This is a genomic window from Streptomyces sp. NPDC041940, assembly GCF_055589465.1.
Map to the genome: position 1 here is coordinate 311015 of NZ_JBVJBP010000003.1, position 14803 is coordinate 325817.

The 14803-nt window shown below is 71.3% G+C and carries 14 protein-coding genes; 7 read left to right on the top strand and 7 right to left on the bottom strand.

Features of this window, described 5'->3' with window-relative positions; translation table 11 throughout:
* Positions 1-17: 17 nt before the first annotated feature.
* Positions 18-713 carry a GntR family transcriptional regulator gene (locus tag ACZ6I3_RS08695; protein WP_469412917.1) on the bottom strand — a complete coding sequence of 232 codons (696 nt, stop codon included), beginning with the start codon at positions 711-713 and terminating at the stop codon, positions 18-20.
* A gap of 95 nt (positions 714-808) precedes the next feature.
* Here ACZ6I3_RS08695 and ACZ6I3_RS08700 point away from each other — a divergent pair, with 95 nt between their 5' ends.
* Genes ACZ6I3_RS08700 through ACZ6I3_RS08720 form a run of 5 tightly spaced genes read left to right on the top strand, consistent with a single transcriptional unit; the run spans position 809 to position 7060 of the window.
* On the top strand, positions 809-2113 hold the full coding sequence (locus tag ACZ6I3_RS08700) for a serine hydroxymethyltransferase (protein WP_469412919.1): 1305 nt from the start codon (positions 809-811) through the stop codon (positions 2111-2113).
* Positions 2110-3330, top strand: a complete 1221-nt coding sequence (locus tag ACZ6I3_RS08705; RefSeq protein ID WP_469412921.1) for a sarcosine oxidase subunit beta family protein — start codon at positions 2110-2112, stop codon at positions 3328-3330. The genes ACZ6I3_RS08700 and ACZ6I3_RS08705 overlap by 4 nt, the downstream gene beginning before the upstream one ends.
* Positions 3331-3343: 13 nt before the next feature.
* Positions 3344-3625 carry a sarcosine oxidase subunit delta gene (locus tag ACZ6I3_RS08710; protein WP_469412923.1) on the top strand — a complete coding sequence of 94 codons (282 nt, stop codon included), beginning with the start codon at positions 3344-3346 and terminating at the stop codon, positions 3623-3625.
* Positions 3622-6444 carry a sarcosine oxidase subunit alpha family protein gene (locus ACZ6I3_RS08715; protein WP_469412924.1) on the top strand — a complete coding sequence of 941 codons (2823 nt, stop codon included), beginning with the start codon at positions 3622-3624 and terminating at the stop codon, positions 6442-6444. The genes ACZ6I3_RS08710 and ACZ6I3_RS08715 overlap by 4 nt, the downstream gene beginning before the upstream one ends.
* Positions 6437-7060, top strand: a complete 624-nt coding sequence (locus tag ACZ6I3_RS08720) for a sarcosine oxidase subunit gamma (RefSeq protein ID WP_469412925.1) — start codon at positions 6437-6439, stop codon at positions 7058-7060. Before ACZ6I3_RS08715 ends, ACZ6I3_RS08720 begins: the two co-directional genes overlap by 8 nt.
* A 177-nt stretch (positions 7061-7237) precedes the next feature.
* Here the strand turns inward: ACZ6I3_RS08720 and ACZ6I3_RS08725 are convergent, their stop codons facing one another.
* On the bottom strand, positions 7238-7864 hold the full coding sequence (locus ACZ6I3_RS08725) for a LysE family translocator (RefSeq protein ID WP_469412927.1): 627 nt from the start codon (positions 7862-7864) through the stop codon (positions 7238-7240).
* Positions 7865-7975: 111 nt separating this feature from the next.
* Here ACZ6I3_RS08725 and ACZ6I3_RS08730 point away from each other — a divergent pair, with 111 nt between their 5' ends.
* The gene (locus tag ACZ6I3_RS08730) at positions 7976-8428 is read left to right on the top strand and encodes an Lrp/AsnC family transcriptional regulator (protein WP_184599130.1); all 453 of its coding nucleotides are present in this window, start codon (positions 7976-7978) and stop codon (positions 8426-8428) included.
* 12 nt (positions 8429-8440) lie between these two features.
* On the opposite strand, the gene ACZ6I3_RS08735 is transcribed toward ACZ6I3_RS08730, so the two are convergent.
* The 5 genes from ACZ6I3_RS08735 to ACZ6I3_RS08755 are packed head-to-tail and all read right to left on the bottom strand — an operon-like array spanning position 8441 to position 13235.
* On the bottom strand, positions 8441-9394 hold the full coding sequence (locus tag ACZ6I3_RS08735) for a phosphotransferase (RefSeq protein WP_469412928.1): 954 nt from the start codon (positions 9392-9394) through the stop codon (positions 8441-8443).
* Positions 9395-9446: 52 nt separating this feature from the next.
* Complete coding sequence (locus ACZ6I3_RS08740; protein ID WP_469412930.1) at positions 9447-10781, bottom strand: Gfo/Idh/MocA family protein; 1335 nt, start codon at positions 10779-10781, stop codon at positions 9447-9449.
* A gap of 44 nt (positions 10782-10825) precedes the next feature.
* Positions 10826-11377 carry a DUF624 domain-containing protein gene (locus tag ACZ6I3_RS08745; protein ID WP_469412932.1) on the bottom strand — a complete coding sequence of 184 codons (552 nt, stop codon included), beginning with the start codon at positions 11375-11377 and terminating at the stop codon, positions 10826-10828.
* Between the two features lie 14 nt (positions 11378-11391).
* Positions 11392-12273, bottom strand: coding sequence for a carbohydrate ABC transporter permease (locus tag ACZ6I3_RS08750; protein WP_469412934.1), 882 nt, complete (start codon positions 12271-12273; stop codon positions 11392-11394).
* A complete protein-coding gene (locus ACZ6I3_RS08755; protein WP_469412935.1) occupies positions 12270-13235 on the bottom strand; it encodes a carbohydrate ABC transporter permease in 966 nt (321 codons plus the stop codon). Before ACZ6I3_RS08755 ends, ACZ6I3_RS08750 begins: the two co-directional genes overlap by 4 nt.
* A gap of 228 nt (positions 13236-13463) precedes the next feature.
* Here ACZ6I3_RS08755 and ACZ6I3_RS08760 point away from each other — a divergent pair, with 228 nt between their 5' ends.
* A complete protein-coding gene (locus ACZ6I3_RS08760; RefSeq protein WP_469412937.1) occupies positions 13464-14795 on the top strand; it encodes an ABC transporter substrate-binding protein in 1332 nt (443 codons plus the stop codon).
* Positions 14796-14803: the final 8 nt, after the last annotated feature.

The following is a 14803-nucleotide window of genomic DNA, read 5'->3' on the forward strand; positions in this document are numbered from 1 at the left end:
GGCTCCCGACGCGCTGTTCAGATGGCCGCGCGGATCGCCTGCTCGAACCCTTCGACGTGACCGCGGGCGAGCTGTGCCGCCTTCTCCGGTTCACCCGCCACGATCGCCTCGATCAACGGCCCGTGCTCCTCGACGTGGCCGGCCATGTCGGACAGGCGGTCCAGGAACAGGCACCAGATGCGGGTGGCGAGGTTGTCGTGGCGGACGAGGGTGTCCTCCAGATAGGGATTGTGCGCGGCGGCGTAGACGGCGCGGTGGACCTGGAGGTCCAGGTGCATGAGCGCGGTGTCGTCGTGCCGGCCGGAGTCCGCGCTCTCCAGCTCCTGCCGCAGGGCCGTCAGGACCGCCCGGTCCGCGGCGGTGGCGCGGCGCGCGGCCTGGGCGGCGGCCAGCGGCTCCAGCTCCTGGCGCACCTCGGAGATATGGGCCAGGTCCGTGATGTTGACCTCGGTGGCGAAGGTGCCGCGCCGGGGGTAGGTCGTGATCAGCCGCTCGTACTGGAGCCGCTTGAGCGCCTCGCGCACCGGTGTCCGTCCGACACCGAGGGACTGTGCCAGCTGCTCCTCGTGGATCGGCGCGCCCGGGCGGATCTCGAGCATGACGAGCCGGTCGCGGATGGCACGGTAGGCCCGCTCGGCGAGCGACAGCTCCTCGCCCCCGGGCGCTCCGCCGCTCGGCTCTCCGCCTGCGGGCTCGGTCGCCAGCTGCTGCATGAATGCCCCCTTGACCTGTCCGGCGAGCTCCCATACCGTACCGCAGAGTCTGATATATCAGTCGCGCATCAGTCGGCTACCAGGATGGTGCACAGATGGCAACCAGCCCGTCGGCCAGCACACTCACCTCCCCCCTCGCCCTCCCGCTCGGCGAACTCGACCCGGAAGTCGCCGCCGCCGTGAACGCCGAGCTGCACCGCCAGCAGTCCACCCTCGAGATGATCGCCTCGGAGAACTTCGCCCCGGCCGCCGTCATGGAGGCGCAGGGCTCGGTCCTGACCAACAAGTACGCCGAGGGCTACCCGGGCCGCCGCTACTACGGCGGCTGCGCACACGTCGACGCCGTCGAGCGGCTGGCCATCGCCCGGGTGAAGGAGCTGTTCGGCGCCGAGCACGCCAACGTCCAGCCGCACTCCGGCGCCCAGGCCAACGCCGCCGCGATGTCCGCGCTGCTCCAGCCGGGCGACACGATCCTCGGACTCGACCTGGCGCACGGCGGTCACCTGACCCACGGCATGCGCCTCAACTACTCCGGCAAGCTGTACGACGTCGTGCCGTACCACGTGCGCGCGTCCGACCTGCGCGTCGACATGGACGAGGTCGAGCGACTCGCCCTCGCGCACCGGCCCCGGATGATCGTCGCCGGCTGGTCGGCCTACGCCCGGCGGCTGGACTTCGCCGCGTTCCGGCGGATCGCCGACCGGGTGAGCGCGTATCTGCTCGTCGACATGGCGCACTTCGCCGGGCTGGTGGCCGCGGGCCTCCACCCCAGCCCGGTGCCGTACGCCGACGTCGTCACGACCACCACGCACAAGACCCTCGGCGGCCCGCGCGGCGGCGTGATCCTCAGCCGCGCCGGCCTGGCCAAGAAGATCGACTCGGCGGTCTTCCCGGGCCAGCAGGGCGGCCCGCTGCAGCATGTCATCGCGGCGAAGGCGGTCGCCTTCAAGGCGGCGGCGGGGGAGGAGTTCAGGGAACGCCAGCAGCGCACCCTGCACGGCGCCCGCATCCTCGCCGGACGGCTGCTCGCCGACGACGTCGCCGAGGCCGGGATCACCGTGCTCACCGGAGGCACCGAGGTCCACCTGGTCCTCGTCGACCTGCGGAACTCCGCGCTCGACGGGAGGCAGGCCGAGGACCGGCTGCACCGCGTCGGCATCACCGTCAACCGCAACGCGGTGCCGTTCGACCCCCGCCCGCCGATGGTCTCGTCGGGGCTGCGGATCGGCACCCCGGCCCTGGCCACCCGCGGCTTCGGCGCCGCCGGGTTCCGGGAGGCCGCCGACATCATCGCCCAGGCCCTCAAGGGCGAACAGCCCGAGGACGCACTGCGCGACCGGGTCGGCGGGCTCGCCGCCGCCTTCCCCCTCTACCCTCACCTGAAGGGAGACGCGGCATGACCACCCAGCCGCTGCCGGAGCACCCGGACTTCCTCTGGCGCAACCCCGAGCCGCGCTCCTCCTACGACGTCGTCATCGTCGGCGCGGGCGGCCACGGCCTGGCCACCGCCTACTACCTCGCCAAGAACCACGGCATCACCAAGGTCGCCGTCCTGGAGAAGGGCTGGCTGGCCGGCGGCAACATGGCCCGCAACACCACGATCATCCGCTCCAACTACCTGTGGGACGAGAGCGCGGCGATCTACGAACACGCGCTGAAACTCTGGGAGCGGCTCCCCGATGAGCTGGACTACGACTTCCTGTTCAGCCAGCGAGGCGTCCTCAACCTCGCGCACACCCTCCAGGACGTCCGCGAGGGCGTGCGACGGGCCAACGCCAACCGCCTCAACGGAGTCGACGCCCAGTGGCTCGAACCGGACGAGGTCGCCAAGGTCTGCCCCATCCTCAACGTCTCGCCCCGCACCCGCTATCCGGTCCTCGGCGCCACCTTCCAGCCCCGGGCCGGCATCGCCAAGCACGACCACGTCGCCTGGGCGCTGGCCCGCCGCGCCGACGAACTGGGCGTGGACCTGATCCAGGGCTGCGAGGTCACCGGGTTCCTCAAGGACGGCGACCGCGTCGTGGGCGTCGAGACCAACCGCGGACGCATCCACGCCGGCCGGGTCGGACTCGCGGCGGCCGGGCACAGCAGTGTGCTGGCCGAGCGGGCGGGCGTACGGCTGCCGGTGCAGTCGCATCCGCTGCAGGCGCTGGTGTCCGAACTGCACGAGCCGGTGCACCCGACCGTGGTGATGTCGAACCACGTCCACGTCTACGTCTCCCAGGCCCACAAGGGCGAGCTGGTGATGGGCGCGGGCGTCGACTCCTACAACGGCTACGGGCAGCGCGGCTCCTTCCACGTCATCGAGCGGCAGATGGCCGCCGCCGTCGAGCTGTTCCCCGTCTTCGCCCGCGCGCACGTCCTGCGCACCTGGGGCGGGATCGTCGACGTCACCCCGGACGCGTCCCCGATCATCGGCCGGACCCCCGTCGAGAACCTCTACGTCAACTGTGGCTGGGGCACCGGCGGTTTCAAGGCCACCCCCGCCGCCGGCTGGACCTTCGCGCACACCCTCGCCACCGGCGAGCCGCACCCGCTGAACGCCCCCTTCGCCCTCGAACGCTTCACGACGGGCGCCCTGATCGACGAACACGGCGCGGCGGCCGTGGCCCACTGAGGAGGACACCACCGTGCTGCTCATCACCTGCCCCTGGTGCGGTCCGCGCGACGAGACCGAGTACCACTACGGCGGCCAGGCCCACGTCCCCCACCCCGAGAGCCCGGGCGAGCTCACCGACGAGCAGTGGGCCGCGTACGTCTTCTACCGGGACAACCCCAAGGGCCCCTTCGCCGAACGGTGGATGCACGCCGTCGGCTGCCGCCGCTGGTTCAACGTCCTGCGCGACACCGCCACCCACGAGGTGCTGACCTCGTACCGCCTCGACGAGCCCCGTCCCGGAGGGACCCGATGACCGACCAGCGCTTCCGGCTCCCGCGGGGCGGCCGTGTCGACCGCGGCACCGTGCTGCGGTTCACTGTCGACGGCCGGGAACTGACCGGCCACCCCGGCGACACCCTCGCCTCGGCCCTGCTGGCGAACGGCCTCGTCGAGGTCGCCCCGTCCCTCTACCGAGGACGCCCGCGCGGCATCGTCGCCGCGGGCGCCGAGGAACCCAACGCCCTGGTACAGCTCGACGGCCCCTGCTCGGAGGGCATGCTCCCGGCGACCACGGTGGAGCTGTACGACGGCCTGTCCGCCCGCACCCTGTCGGGAATGGGCCGGCTCGACCCGACCCCCGACCCCGCCGTCTACGACAAGAAGTACGTGCACACCGACGTCCTGATCGTCGGCGCCGGACCGGCCGGACTCGCGGCCGCCGCGGCCGCCGCCGGTTCCGGTGCGCGGGTGATCCTCGTCGACGACCGGCCCGAGCCCGGCGGTTCGCTGTTCTCCCGCACCGAGTGGGTCGCCGACGTCCGGGCGGCCCTCGACGCCGCCCCCGAGGTCGTCGTGCTGACCCGCACCACGGCCTTCGGCTCCTACGACGACAACTATGTGCTCGCTCTCCAGCGGCGCACCGACCACCTGGGAACGCTGGAAGGCGTCTCCAGGCAGCGGCTGTGGCACATCCGGGCCCGTCAGGTGGTCCTGGCGACCGGCGCGCACGAGCGACCCCTGGTCTTCGCCGGCAACGACCGGCCCGGGGTGATGCTCGCCGGTGCCGTACGGACGTACCTCAACCGCTATGCCGTGGCACCGGGTTCGCGGGCCGTGGTGAGCACGACCAACGACAGCGCCTACGACACGGTCGCCGAACTGCACGGCGCGGGCATCCCCGTCGCCGCCGTCGTGGACGCGCGCGCCGGGCTGTCCCCCCGGGCCGCCGAGGTCGCCGCGGCGACCGGGGCGCGGGTGCTGACGGGCAGTGCCGTGGTCGGGACCGAGGGGGACGGACGGATCACCGGTGTCACCGTCCGGGCCCTCGACGGGGGTGAACCGGAGTCCTTCGACTGCGACTTGCTCGCCGTGTCGGGCGGGTGGAGCCCGGTGGTGCATCTGCACAGCCAGCGGCAGGGGCGGCTGCGCTGGGACGAGGAGCTGGTGGCGTTCGTCCCCGAGGGCGCCGTACGGGATCAGCAGGTCGTGGGGGCGGCGCGGGGGTCGTACGGCCTCGACGGCTGCCTGGCCGAGGGAGCGCGGGCGGGTGCGCGGGCCGCGACGGAGGCCGGGTTCCCGGTGCGGGTGCCGCAGGCTCCGTCCGAGCCGGCGCGGTCCGAGGTGCGCGCCCTGTGGCTGGTGCCGGGTGACTCCTTGGTACCGGCTGACTCCTGGGACACCCACTTCGTCGACCTGCAACGCGATGTCACCGTCGCCGACGTCCTGCGCTCGACCGGGGCCGGGATGCGGGGCGTTGAGCACGTCAAGCGCTACACCTCGCTCGGTACGGCGGGCGACCAGGGCAAGACGTCCGGTGTCAACGCGATCGGGGTGATCGCCGAGATCCTCGGCGGTGCGCCGGGCGAGATCGGCACCACTGCCTACCGGGCGCCGTACACGCCGATCGCCTTCGCCGCGCTGGCCGGTCGGGAGCGCGGCGAGTTGTTCGACCCGGAGCGCACCACGTCCATCCACAGTTGGCATGTCGCGCACGGCGCGGAGTTCGAGGACGTCGGGCAGTGGAAGCGCCCCCGGTACTACCCGCAGCACGGTGAGGACATGGACACGGCCGTGGCCCGGGAGTGCCGGGCGGCCCGCGAGTCAGTGGCGTTCATGGATGCCTCCACCCTCGGCAAGATCGAGATCCGGGGCGCGGACGCGGGCGAGTTCCTCAACCGCGTCTACACCAACGCCTTCAAGAAGCTGAAGCCCGGCACGGCCCGCTACGGCGTGATGTGCAAGCCCGACGGCATGATCTTCGACGACGGCGTCACGCTCCGCCTCGACGACGACCGCTACTTCATGACCACCACGACCGGCGGTGCCGCCGGAGTCCTGGACTGGCTGGAGGAGTGGCTGCAGACCGAGTGGCCCGAACTCGACGTGCACTGCACCTCGGTGACCGAGCAGTGGGCGACGATCGCCGTCGTGGGCCCGCAGTCGCGCGAGATCGTCGCCCATCTCGCGCCCGACGTCGACCTGTCCAACGAGGCCTTCCCCTTCATGGCCTTCCGCGAGACGACCCTGGCCTCCGGCATCCCGGCCCGCATCTGCCGGATCTCCTTCTCCGGCGAACTCGCCTATGAGATCAACGTCTCCGCGTGGTACGGCCTCGCGGTGTGGGAGGAGGTGGACGCGATCGGCCGGCCGTACGACATCACCCCCTACGGCACCGAGACCATGCACGTCCTGCGCGCCGAGAAGGGGTACATCATCGTCGGCCAGGACACCGACGGCACCGTCACCCCGCAGGACGCGGGCATGTCCTGGGTGGTCTCCAAGCAGAAGGACTTCATCGGAAAACGGTCCTACTCCCGCGCCGACACCTCCCGCACCGACCGCAAGCAACTGGTCGGGCTGCTGCCGGCCGACCGCACGACCCGGCTGCCCGAGGGCACCCAACTGGTCGCGCCGGACGTCTCCTTGGAGACGGTGCCCGTGCCGATGCTCGGCCATGTCACCTCCAGCTACCACAGCCCGGCCCTCGGCCGCCCCTTCGCCCTGGCCCTCGTCGCCGACGGGCGGGCCAGGATCGGCGCGACCCTGCTCGCTCCGGTGGGCGAGGACCTGGTGCCCGTCGAGGTGGCCGACTGCGTCCTCTACGACCCCGAAGGGACCAAGCGAGATGGCTGAGCCGACGAACGACACAGGCCCGGTGGCCCTGCGCAGAAGTCCTCTCGCGCATCTGGAGGACCGGATGCGCGCCGCCGCCGTCACCGGAGCCCGGGGCGTCACCCTCGGGGAGCGGCCGTTCCTCACCATGGTGAACGTGCGCCTCGACCCCGCTTCCGGGACGGCCGGGCGCATCGAGAAGACCCTGGGGGTGCGACTCCCGCGCGAGTGCGGCCACACCACCGCGTCCGGCCCGCACACGGCCGTCTGGCTCGGCCCCGACGAGTGGCTCGTCATCTCCCGGGCCGAGGGGACCGCCCTGACCGCCGAGTTGCGGGAGGCGCTCGGGTCGGACCCGGGCTCGGTCGTGGACGTCTCCGCCAACCGCACCACGCTGGAGCTGCGCGGCCCGTCCGCTCGCCAAGTGCTGGAGAAGGGCTGCCCCCTGGACCTGCATCCCCGGGCCTTCGGACCGGGCCGGGCGGTGTCGACCACGGTGGGCCCGGTCCCGGTGCTGCTCCGGCAGCTAGACGACGCTCCCGCCTACCACCTGCTCCCGCGCTCCTCGTTCGCCGACCACCTGGGGCGCTGGCTCATCGACGCGATGAGCGAGTTCCGTGGCGCGGAGGTGCCCTGATGAGCACGTCACCCCATACCGAGCAGGTCCTGACCCTCGACTGCCCCGAGGCTCCCGGCATCGTCCACGCCGTCTCGAATGCAGGTCCTCTCGGACGGCCGTCGCGCCCGGCCGGCCGGCCGGGCCATGAACATCCAATCCTTCGAGGCTGGTGCCGGGTGCGGTGCGCGGGGTTCGTCAGCCGGCCAGGCGTTCCACGAGCAGGAGACCGCCGATGGCGATCATCATCGCACCGGAGACGCGGGTGACGGCCCGGGCGGCGGAGGGCCTGGTCCTGAGGACGGTGCGGGCGAGGACGCCGACGGCGAGATAGACGACCGCGCAGGCGGTCATGTGCAGTGTGCCGAGGAGGCCGGTCTGCCCGGCGACCGGCCAGCCGCCCGCCGGGTCGATGAACTGCGGGAACAGCGAGAAGTACAGCAGCAGGGCCTTGGGGTTGAGGCCCGAGATCCCGGCCCCCCTGAGCATGGTCCGCAGCCGGGAGGATCCGGAGGGGACCGCCTCCACCTCGGAGGTGGTGAGGACGGCCGGCTGCCGCAGCACGCCCCAGCCGAGCCACACCAGATAGCCGGCCCCCGCCAAGGTCAGCGCGGTCAGCAGCGTCCCCGAGCTCGCCACGATCACCACCAGCCCCGCGACCGCGAGCAGTGTGTACCCGGCGTATCCGGCCACCAGCCCGGCGACCGCCGGCACGACCGACCGGTCCCGAAGACCCGCCGAGATCGCGTAGGCCCAGTCCGCGCCAGGGGTGAATATCAGCAGCAGATCCACTGCCAGGAATGCCGCCAGCGTCGTCGTGTCCATGGATGGGCCCCTCTCACGTGCAGTGTTGCGAGAGGAAGGTTAGGTCGGATCTGCCCGAAAGTGTTCCCTTCTTTACTTCATGATCGCGCGATGTGGGGCAGAATCTTCTCCATGGATGCCCTGGACCGGAAAATTCTTACCGAGCTGCAGTTGGACGGCCGCCTCACGGTCACCGAGCTGGCCGCGCGCGTGAAGCTGAGCGTCTCCCCCTGCCACCGCCGCCTGCGCGATCTCGAACGCGAGGGCGCGATCCGGGGGTATCGCGCGGTCGTCGACCCGGTCGCCGTGGGCCTCAACTTCGAGGCCCTCGTCTTCGTCACCCTGCGCTGGGAGGACGCCGACACCGTCACCGCCTTCGAGGAGGGAGTGGCGGCCGTCCCGCACGTGCTCCAGGCCCAGCGCCTGTTCGGCGACCCCGACTACCTCCTGCGCGTCGCCACCACCGACCTCGCCGCCTTCCAGCAGCTCTACGACCAGCAGCTCGCCCGCCTCCCCGGCATCCAGCGGCTGACGTCCACCCTCGTCATGAAACACGTGGTCGACGACCGGCCCCTGCCGGAGTGAGCAGGGCCTCGGTCACTCAGCGCCCAGACCGCCCGCGAACGGCATCGTCCGCCACTGCTCGACCGCCGGCTTCAGCGCCTCCACGAGCAGGGGCAGCTGCGGGGCGAGGGCGAGGCAGGCCACCGCGCGGGACATGCCCACGGCGTTGACGACGCGCAGCACGCCCTCGTCCAGCCGCCGCAGACCCCGGCGCCCGGCGGCCGTGTTGTACGCGGCCTCGCACTCGGGGCCCAGCGCCGCCAGGTCCCACTCGACCGGGCCGAGCGTGGCCAGCTCGAAGTCGGAGTACAGCTCGCCGTCCGTCGCGGAGACGATGTTGGCGGCGGGGGAGTCCCCGTGGATCGGCTGGAACTCGATGCCGGGGAACGCCGCCTCGAATGCCGCGCGTGAGCTGACGACAGGCTCCAGGACCTCCCACTCGCGCCGCGCCCGGTCGAGGTCGGCCGGCTCCAGGAGGTCGGGCCGCCCTTCGAGCACGGCGAGCCCCTCGGAGACGAACCGCGGTTCCGCCGCCGACAGGAACGGCAGCTCGCCGGGGTACTCGCGCAGGGCGGCGTGCAGATCGGCGACCAGAGCGGAGTTGTGCGCGTAATCCGGCTCGACGCTCTGGTCCAGTTCGACGAACTGCCAGAACGTCATGGAGAAACCGTCGCGCCGCACGGGCTCGCGCGGCACGAGCGGACTCGGCGGAATCACCGGGCGGCCCTGCTCCGCGAGCCACGCCACGACATCGAGTTCCAGTCGCTGCCGCTCCGCCTGGTAGCCGGGGTCGGAGTACGACGGCAGGACGGTCGGTACCCGCACCACCACCGGCGACGGAGCGAGGTGCACCACGACGGAGAACACGTCGTAGATCACCGTCGCGTCCGACACCGTGAGCCCCAGGTCCCGACCCGCGGCGACGGCGGCGGCGAAGGCACGGGACTTGCGGGCCTCGATCTGCTCAGGCGTCAAGAATCCATCCATGCCGCCGATGGTGTCACGCCGGGGACGGACGGGCGGCGCGGTGCGTGTGCGATCAGCCAGAGGAGAGCAAGTCCCGTGTCCGCACCGGGAGTCCGGTCTCGAAGGAGCGGTTCGCGGCCAGGCCGGTGACCAGGGACTGGGCGCCGTCCGCCGCGTCCGCCGCGCGGTGCAGGGGGTCCGGGGCCCGGGTGCCGAACAGGTCCTCCAGCATGCGTACGTCACCGCCGCCGTGTCCGCCCTCGCCGCTCGCCACCTCGATCGCGCGTGGCTCCTCCCAGAAGGGGCGCAGCAGCAGCTCGGTACGTCCGGCGGTGTCCTCGGCCTCGGCACCGTGCAGGACCGGGTCGGAGCCGTTCACGCGCACCCGGGGGCGGGTCCACGTCGACTCCTCCACCAGCAGTTCCAGGCGCCCCCGGCTGCCGTTGAAGGCGACCCGGTAGCCCTCCCACGGGGAGTACGCGGTCAGGTGGTACGTCAGGCTCGCGCCGGTGGCGTACCGGACCAGCACCGCCATGTCGTCCTCGATCGTCACCCCGGGCCCGAACACGTTCTGGTCGCGGTGGTAGCCGTCCTCCGCCTCCGCGTCCAGATACAGCGCGCTGAGCACGGAGGAGTCGGAGAGGTGTACGGCGAACGGGTCCGCCTCGGCGGCCGGGGAACCATGAGCGCGGTCGTACTCCTGGGCGAGGTTGCGTCGCCGGCCCGCTTCGTCGCCGTAGAAGAACAGGCCGCCCTGTGCGAAGACCGTCTCGGGACGGGTGCCCAGCCACCAGTTGACCAGGTCGAAGTGGTGGGTGGACTTGTGCACCATCAGGCCGCCGGAGTTGGCCTTGTCGCGGTGCCAGCGGCGGAAGTAGTCGGCGCCGTGCCGCAGGTCGAGCAGCCACTCGAAGTGCACCGAGCCGACCTCGCCGATCTCGCCCGAGGAGATGACTTCCCGTACGGCCGAATGCGCCGGGTTGTAGCGGTAGTTGAAGGCGACCCGGACCTCGCGCCCGGTGCGCCGCTGCGCTTCCAGGATACGGCGGGCCTTCTCGGCGTCGGTGGTCATGGGCTTCTCGGTGACCACGTCGCAGCCCGCTTCCAGGGCCCGCACGATGTAGTGGTCGTGGGTGTGGTCCACCGTGCAGACCACGACCAGGTCGATCCGCTCGCGGCGCAGCATCTCCTCGAAGTCCTCGGCCGCGTAGGCCGGTACGGGAGGAAGGCCCGGGTGGGCGTCCGCGATCCAGGTGTTGTGGACCGCCATGCGGTGGGAGTTGACATCGCAGAAGCCGGCCAGTTCGAACCGGTCCGCGTAGGGACCGGCCAGCGCCTGGGTGAACAGCCGGGCGCGGGCACCCAGGCCGACCACGGCGGCTCGGCGGCGTGCGGTGTCGGACGACATGCAGGTCTCCTTCGGTTGAGGTGGAAAGGAACGTGCGGGGTGGCTCAGGGAGTCACGGGCCGCCAGGCGTCCGCCGCCGTCGCGGCGAAGGCCAGCGGGCCGAGGACGACGAACAGTACAACCGGAGTCAGGGCCAGCAGCACGACCGCGGCACCGACGGCCCCGGCGAGCAGGCCGGGCGCGAGCGGATGCCGCGGCACCGACCGGAACACGACGGCCAGGGTCGTACGCCAGCGCGTTCCCTCCCGCCAGGCCGCGGCGCAGCGCAGCGCCAGTGCCGCGAGGACCGCCGTGGCCACGGCGAAGGCGAGCCCGGGCCCGGAGCCGCGGGCCTCCAGAGCCAGTGTGTCCAGCCACAGCAGCGCCAGTACGGCGGTGGGCACGGCCCACACGGCGGGGCCCGAGGCCAGCACCGCACGCAACCGCTTCAGGAAGTGCCTGACCGTCACCCCCTCGCCGTCACCGGCCTGTTCGCGCAGCACCGCGCAGCCCGCGACCAGCGCCGGGAACGCGGTGACCACCGGCAGCGAGGCGAGCAGCAGCAGTACTCCGAGCAGCAGACAGTCGGCGAAGCGGGCGAACCACGTACGGGTCATGGCGGGTTGTCCTCTCAGCCCTTCAGGCCGGTGGTCTGCACGCCCTCCACCAGCAGCCGCTGGAAGGCGAGGAAGAACAACAGCACGGGAACCAGCGTGAGGACGGACATCGCGAACATCGGGCCGAACATGGCGCTGCCGTCCATGTCGACGAACATCCGAAGCCCGAGCTGGAGGGTGTAGGTCTCCGGCTCGACCAGGTAGATCACCTGGGAGAAGAAGTCGTTCCAGCTCCAGATGAAGGAGAAGATCGTCGTCGTGACGATCGCCGGCTTGAGCAGCGGCATGATCACATGCCAGAAGGTGCGGTACGGGCCGCAGCCGTCGATCGCCGCCGCCTGGTCGAGCTCGGCCGGCAGGGACCGGATGAACTGGACGACGAGGAAGACGAAGAACGCCTCCGTGGCGAGGAACTTCGGCAGGATCAGCGGCAGATACGTACCGACCATGCCGAGTTCCTGGAAGATCACGTACTGCGGGATCAGCATCAGGTGCGCCGGCAGCATCAGAGTGCCGATCATCAGCGCGAAGTACAGGCCCCGGCCGCGGAAGCGGAGCCGGGCGAAGGCGTAGGCGGCGAGCGAGCAGGACAGGACATTGCCGATCACCGTGCCGACGGAGACGAGCAGCGAGTTGCCGAACAGCCTCCACAGCGTCAGGCCGCTGACACCGTCGACCGCCTCGGTGTAGTTGCCCGGCGTGAACACCTTCGGAATCGGGCTCAGGTTGGAGATGACCTCCTCCCCGGACTTGAACGACGCGGTGAGCAGCCACAGCACCGGGTAGAGCAGGACGAGCCCGATCACCACGCAGACGGCGTGCCAGGCAGCGGTGCGCAGCGGAGCGCGCCCGGCCGGGGCTTGAGCGGGAGCGGGGGATGCCGCGGTCGTCGTCACGACGCGTCCTCCTGTGCGTAGAAGACCCACAGCCGGGCGCTGCGGAAGACGGCGTATGTGATCAGCGCGATGACCGCCAGCAGTACCCATGCCATCGCCGAGGCGTAGCCCATGTGGAAGCTCGCGAAGGCCTGTTGGTAGAGGTAGAGCGAGTACAGCAGCGTCGAGTCCGACGGGCCTCCGGTACCGCCGCTGATCACGAACGCCGGGGTGAAGGCCTGGAAGGAGTGGATGATCTCCAGCACCAGGTTGAAGAACAGCACCGGGGACAGCATCGGCAGCGTGATCGAGAAGAACGTCCGCATCCGGCCCGCGCCGTCCAGCGACGCCGACTCGTACAGCTCCTTCGGGATCTGCTTCAGCCCCGCCAGGAACACCACCATCGGCGCGCCGAACTGCCAGACCGTCAGCAGCACGAGCGGATACAGGGCGTAGTCAGGGTTGTCGGTGAAGCCGCCTACGTGCACGCCGAAGAACGCCAGCGAACGGTCGGTCGCACCGTCCGTGGCGAACAACGCCCGCCACACCAGGGCGACGCTGACGCTCGCGCCGAGCAGCGAGGGCGCGTAGAACGCCGCCCGGTACAGGCCCACCCCACGGCTCGCCCGGTTCAGCAGCAGCGCCACGGCGAGCGCGGCGGCGAGCTTCAACGGGGTACCGACCAGCGCGTACTTGAGGGTGACGCCGGCCGAGCTGAGGAACCGGTCGTCCTCCAGCATGTAGCGGTAGTTCGCCAGACCCACCCAGCGGGGCCGGGAGAACAAGTCGTAGTCGGTGAACGACAGATACAGCGAGATCACCATCGGACCCAGCGTCAGCACCAGGGTGCCGATCAGCCAGGGCGCCAGGAACACATGACCCGACAAGGCTTGTGAACGGCGGCGCCGACCCGGATGCCGCGTGGCGGGGAGGGCGCCGCTCGGCGGCGGCATGGGACGGGGCGGAGCGGTCGCCTGGCTCATCGGAGCCCTCCTGCACGGCGGGGCTGGACAACGGGTGGCAACGATTGCATGCGTTGTTTTCAGTCGGCAAGAGGTCGGGTGAACCTGTCTGCCTCCCTCCGCCGAGCCTTCACTCCGCAGGTCAAATTCGGTCGGCCCGATTGACGGAGTCCTCGCAGGGGGCGTAGCTTCCCGGCCAACCGGAAACAGAGTGGCAACGTTTGCACTCCAGCTGACCGAAGGGCCGCGATGTCTCCAGCACGCCGTTCCCCGTCCCCGCTCCCGACCACGGGGCTGTCGCGCCGACGTCTGCTGGTCTCGCTCGCGGCCCTGCCGGTGGCCTCGGCCGCCGCCGGCTGCGGCGCGCGCGATGTCTCCGCCGACGGCACGGTGACGCTCGACTTCCAGTGGTGGGGCTCCGAGGACCGCAACCTGGCCACCGAGAAGGCCGTGCGACTCTTCGAGCGGCGCCACCCGAAGATCAGGGTGGCCACCTCGTACGCCGGGTACGACGCCTACCTCCAGCGGCTCGCCACCCAGGTCGCGGCCGGCGGCGGCCCCGACGTCATGCAGATGGACGTCGCCTACCTGCGCACCTACGCGGACCGTGACGTCCTCGCGGACCTTGCCGAGCCGCGGTTCTCGGCGATCTCCCGCAGCCGCATCCCCCGTCTCTTCCAGCAGACCGGCCAGGTCGACGGGAAACTGGTCGGCATCCCGACGGGCGTCGCCACCACCGCCCTGTTCATCGACCCCGCGCTGTGGCGCAAGGCCGGTGTCGGTATCCCGAAGTCGGGCTGGACCTGGGACGACCTGCTGACCGACGTCGGCCCGAAGCTGAAGCGGGTCGTGCCCGGCCGTTCACCGCTGACCGACTTCGGCGGCTACGTCGAGTGCTTCCACGTCTGGCTGGTGCAGCGTGGCAAGTCGCTCTACACCGGCGACGGCTCCACCGGTTTCACCGAGGCCGATCTGCGCGGCTACTGGGAGCTCATGGAGCGTTTGCTGGACAAGGGGGTCTTCACGCCGCCGCCCGTCACCGCGTCCTCGCTCAGCGGCGGGGCCGGTGACCGGGCGCTCGTGCGGAAGCTGTCCACCGCCGAGTTCCAGATCACGTCCTCCGGCACGTCGTACTGGGAGACCTACGGCGAGGTCACCCCGATCCCCTTCCCCACGGTGTCGGCCTCGGCGCCGCCGGGGATGGCCGTCGCGGCCTCGTCCTCACTGTGCGTCCGGCGCACCTCCCCGCACCGCCGCGAGGCCGCCCTGCTGATCGACTTCCTGGTCAACGACCCCGGGGCCGCCGAGGTGCTCGGGGTGGTCCGCGGGCTGCCGCCCAACCAGCGCAACCTCGACCGGCTCGCACCGAAACTCACCGGCGGCGACCGGGTCATCGCCCGCTACGTCGACGACGTGCGGGGCGACCTCGCACCGCCCCTGCCCCCGGCCCCCTCCGGCGCGGACGAGGACAAGAACGAGTTCCGGCGCGTCTACCAGGACATCATCTTCGGCAAGTCCGAAGTACGGGCGGCGGCGAGCGAGATGTGGGACAAGTTCCACACGAGCGTGCCGCAGGGCTGAGCAGCGAC

What these genes read in the sequence shown, in the direction of transcription:
- ACZ6I3_RS08695 (WP_469412917.1), bottom strand. Translation starts at nt 713, where the DNA reads ATGCAGCAGCTGGCGACCGAGCCCGCAGGCGGAGAGCCGAGCGGCGGA.
- ACZ6I3_RS08700 (WP_469412919.1), top strand. Translation starts at nt 809, where the DNA reads ATGGCAACCAGCCCGTCGGCCAGCACACTCACCTCCCCCCTCGCCCTC.
- ACZ6I3_RS08705 (WP_469412921.1), top strand. Translation starts at nt 2,110, where the DNA reads ATGACCACCCAGCCGCTGCCGGAGCACCCGGACTTCCTCTGGCGCAAC.
- ACZ6I3_RS08715 (WP_469412924.1), top strand. Translation starts at nt 3,622, where the DNA reads ATGACCGACCAGCGCTTCCGGCTCCCGCGGGGCGGCCGTGTCGACCGC.
- ACZ6I3_RS08720 (WP_469412925.1), top strand. Translation starts at nt 6,437, where the DNA reads ATGGCTGAGCCGACGAACGACACAGGCCCGGTGGCCCTGCGCAGAAGT.
- ACZ6I3_RS08725 (WP_469412927.1), bottom strand. Translation starts at nt 7,864, where the DNA reads ATGGACACGACGACGCTGGCGGCATTCCTGGCAGTGGATCTGCTGCTG.
- ACZ6I3_RS08730 (WP_184599130.1), top strand. Translation starts at nt 7,976, where the DNA reads ATGGATGCCCTGGACCGGAAAATTCTTACCGAGCTGCAGTTGGACGGC.
- ACZ6I3_RS08735 (WP_469412928.1), bottom strand. Translation starts at nt 9,394, where the DNA reads ATGGATGGATTCTTGACGCCTGAGCAGATCGAGGCCCGCAAGTCCCGT.
- ACZ6I3_RS08740 (WP_469412930.1), bottom strand. Translation starts at nt 10,781, where the DNA reads ATGTCGTCCGACACCGCACGCCGCCGAGCCGCCGTGGTCGGCCTGGGT.
- ACZ6I3_RS08745 (WP_469412932.1), bottom strand. Translation starts at nt 11,377, where the DNA reads ATGACCCGTACGTGGTTCGCCCGCTTCGCCGACTGTCTGCTGCTCGGA.
- ACZ6I3_RS08755 (WP_469412935.1), bottom strand. Translation starts at nt 13,235, where the DNA reads ATGAGCCAGGCGACCGCTCCGCCCCGTCCCATGCCGCCGCCGAGCGGC.
- ACZ6I3_RS08760 (WP_469412937.1), top strand. Translation starts at nt 13,464, where the DNA reads ATGTCTCCAGCACGCCGTTCCCCGTCCCCGCTCCCGACCACGGGGCTG.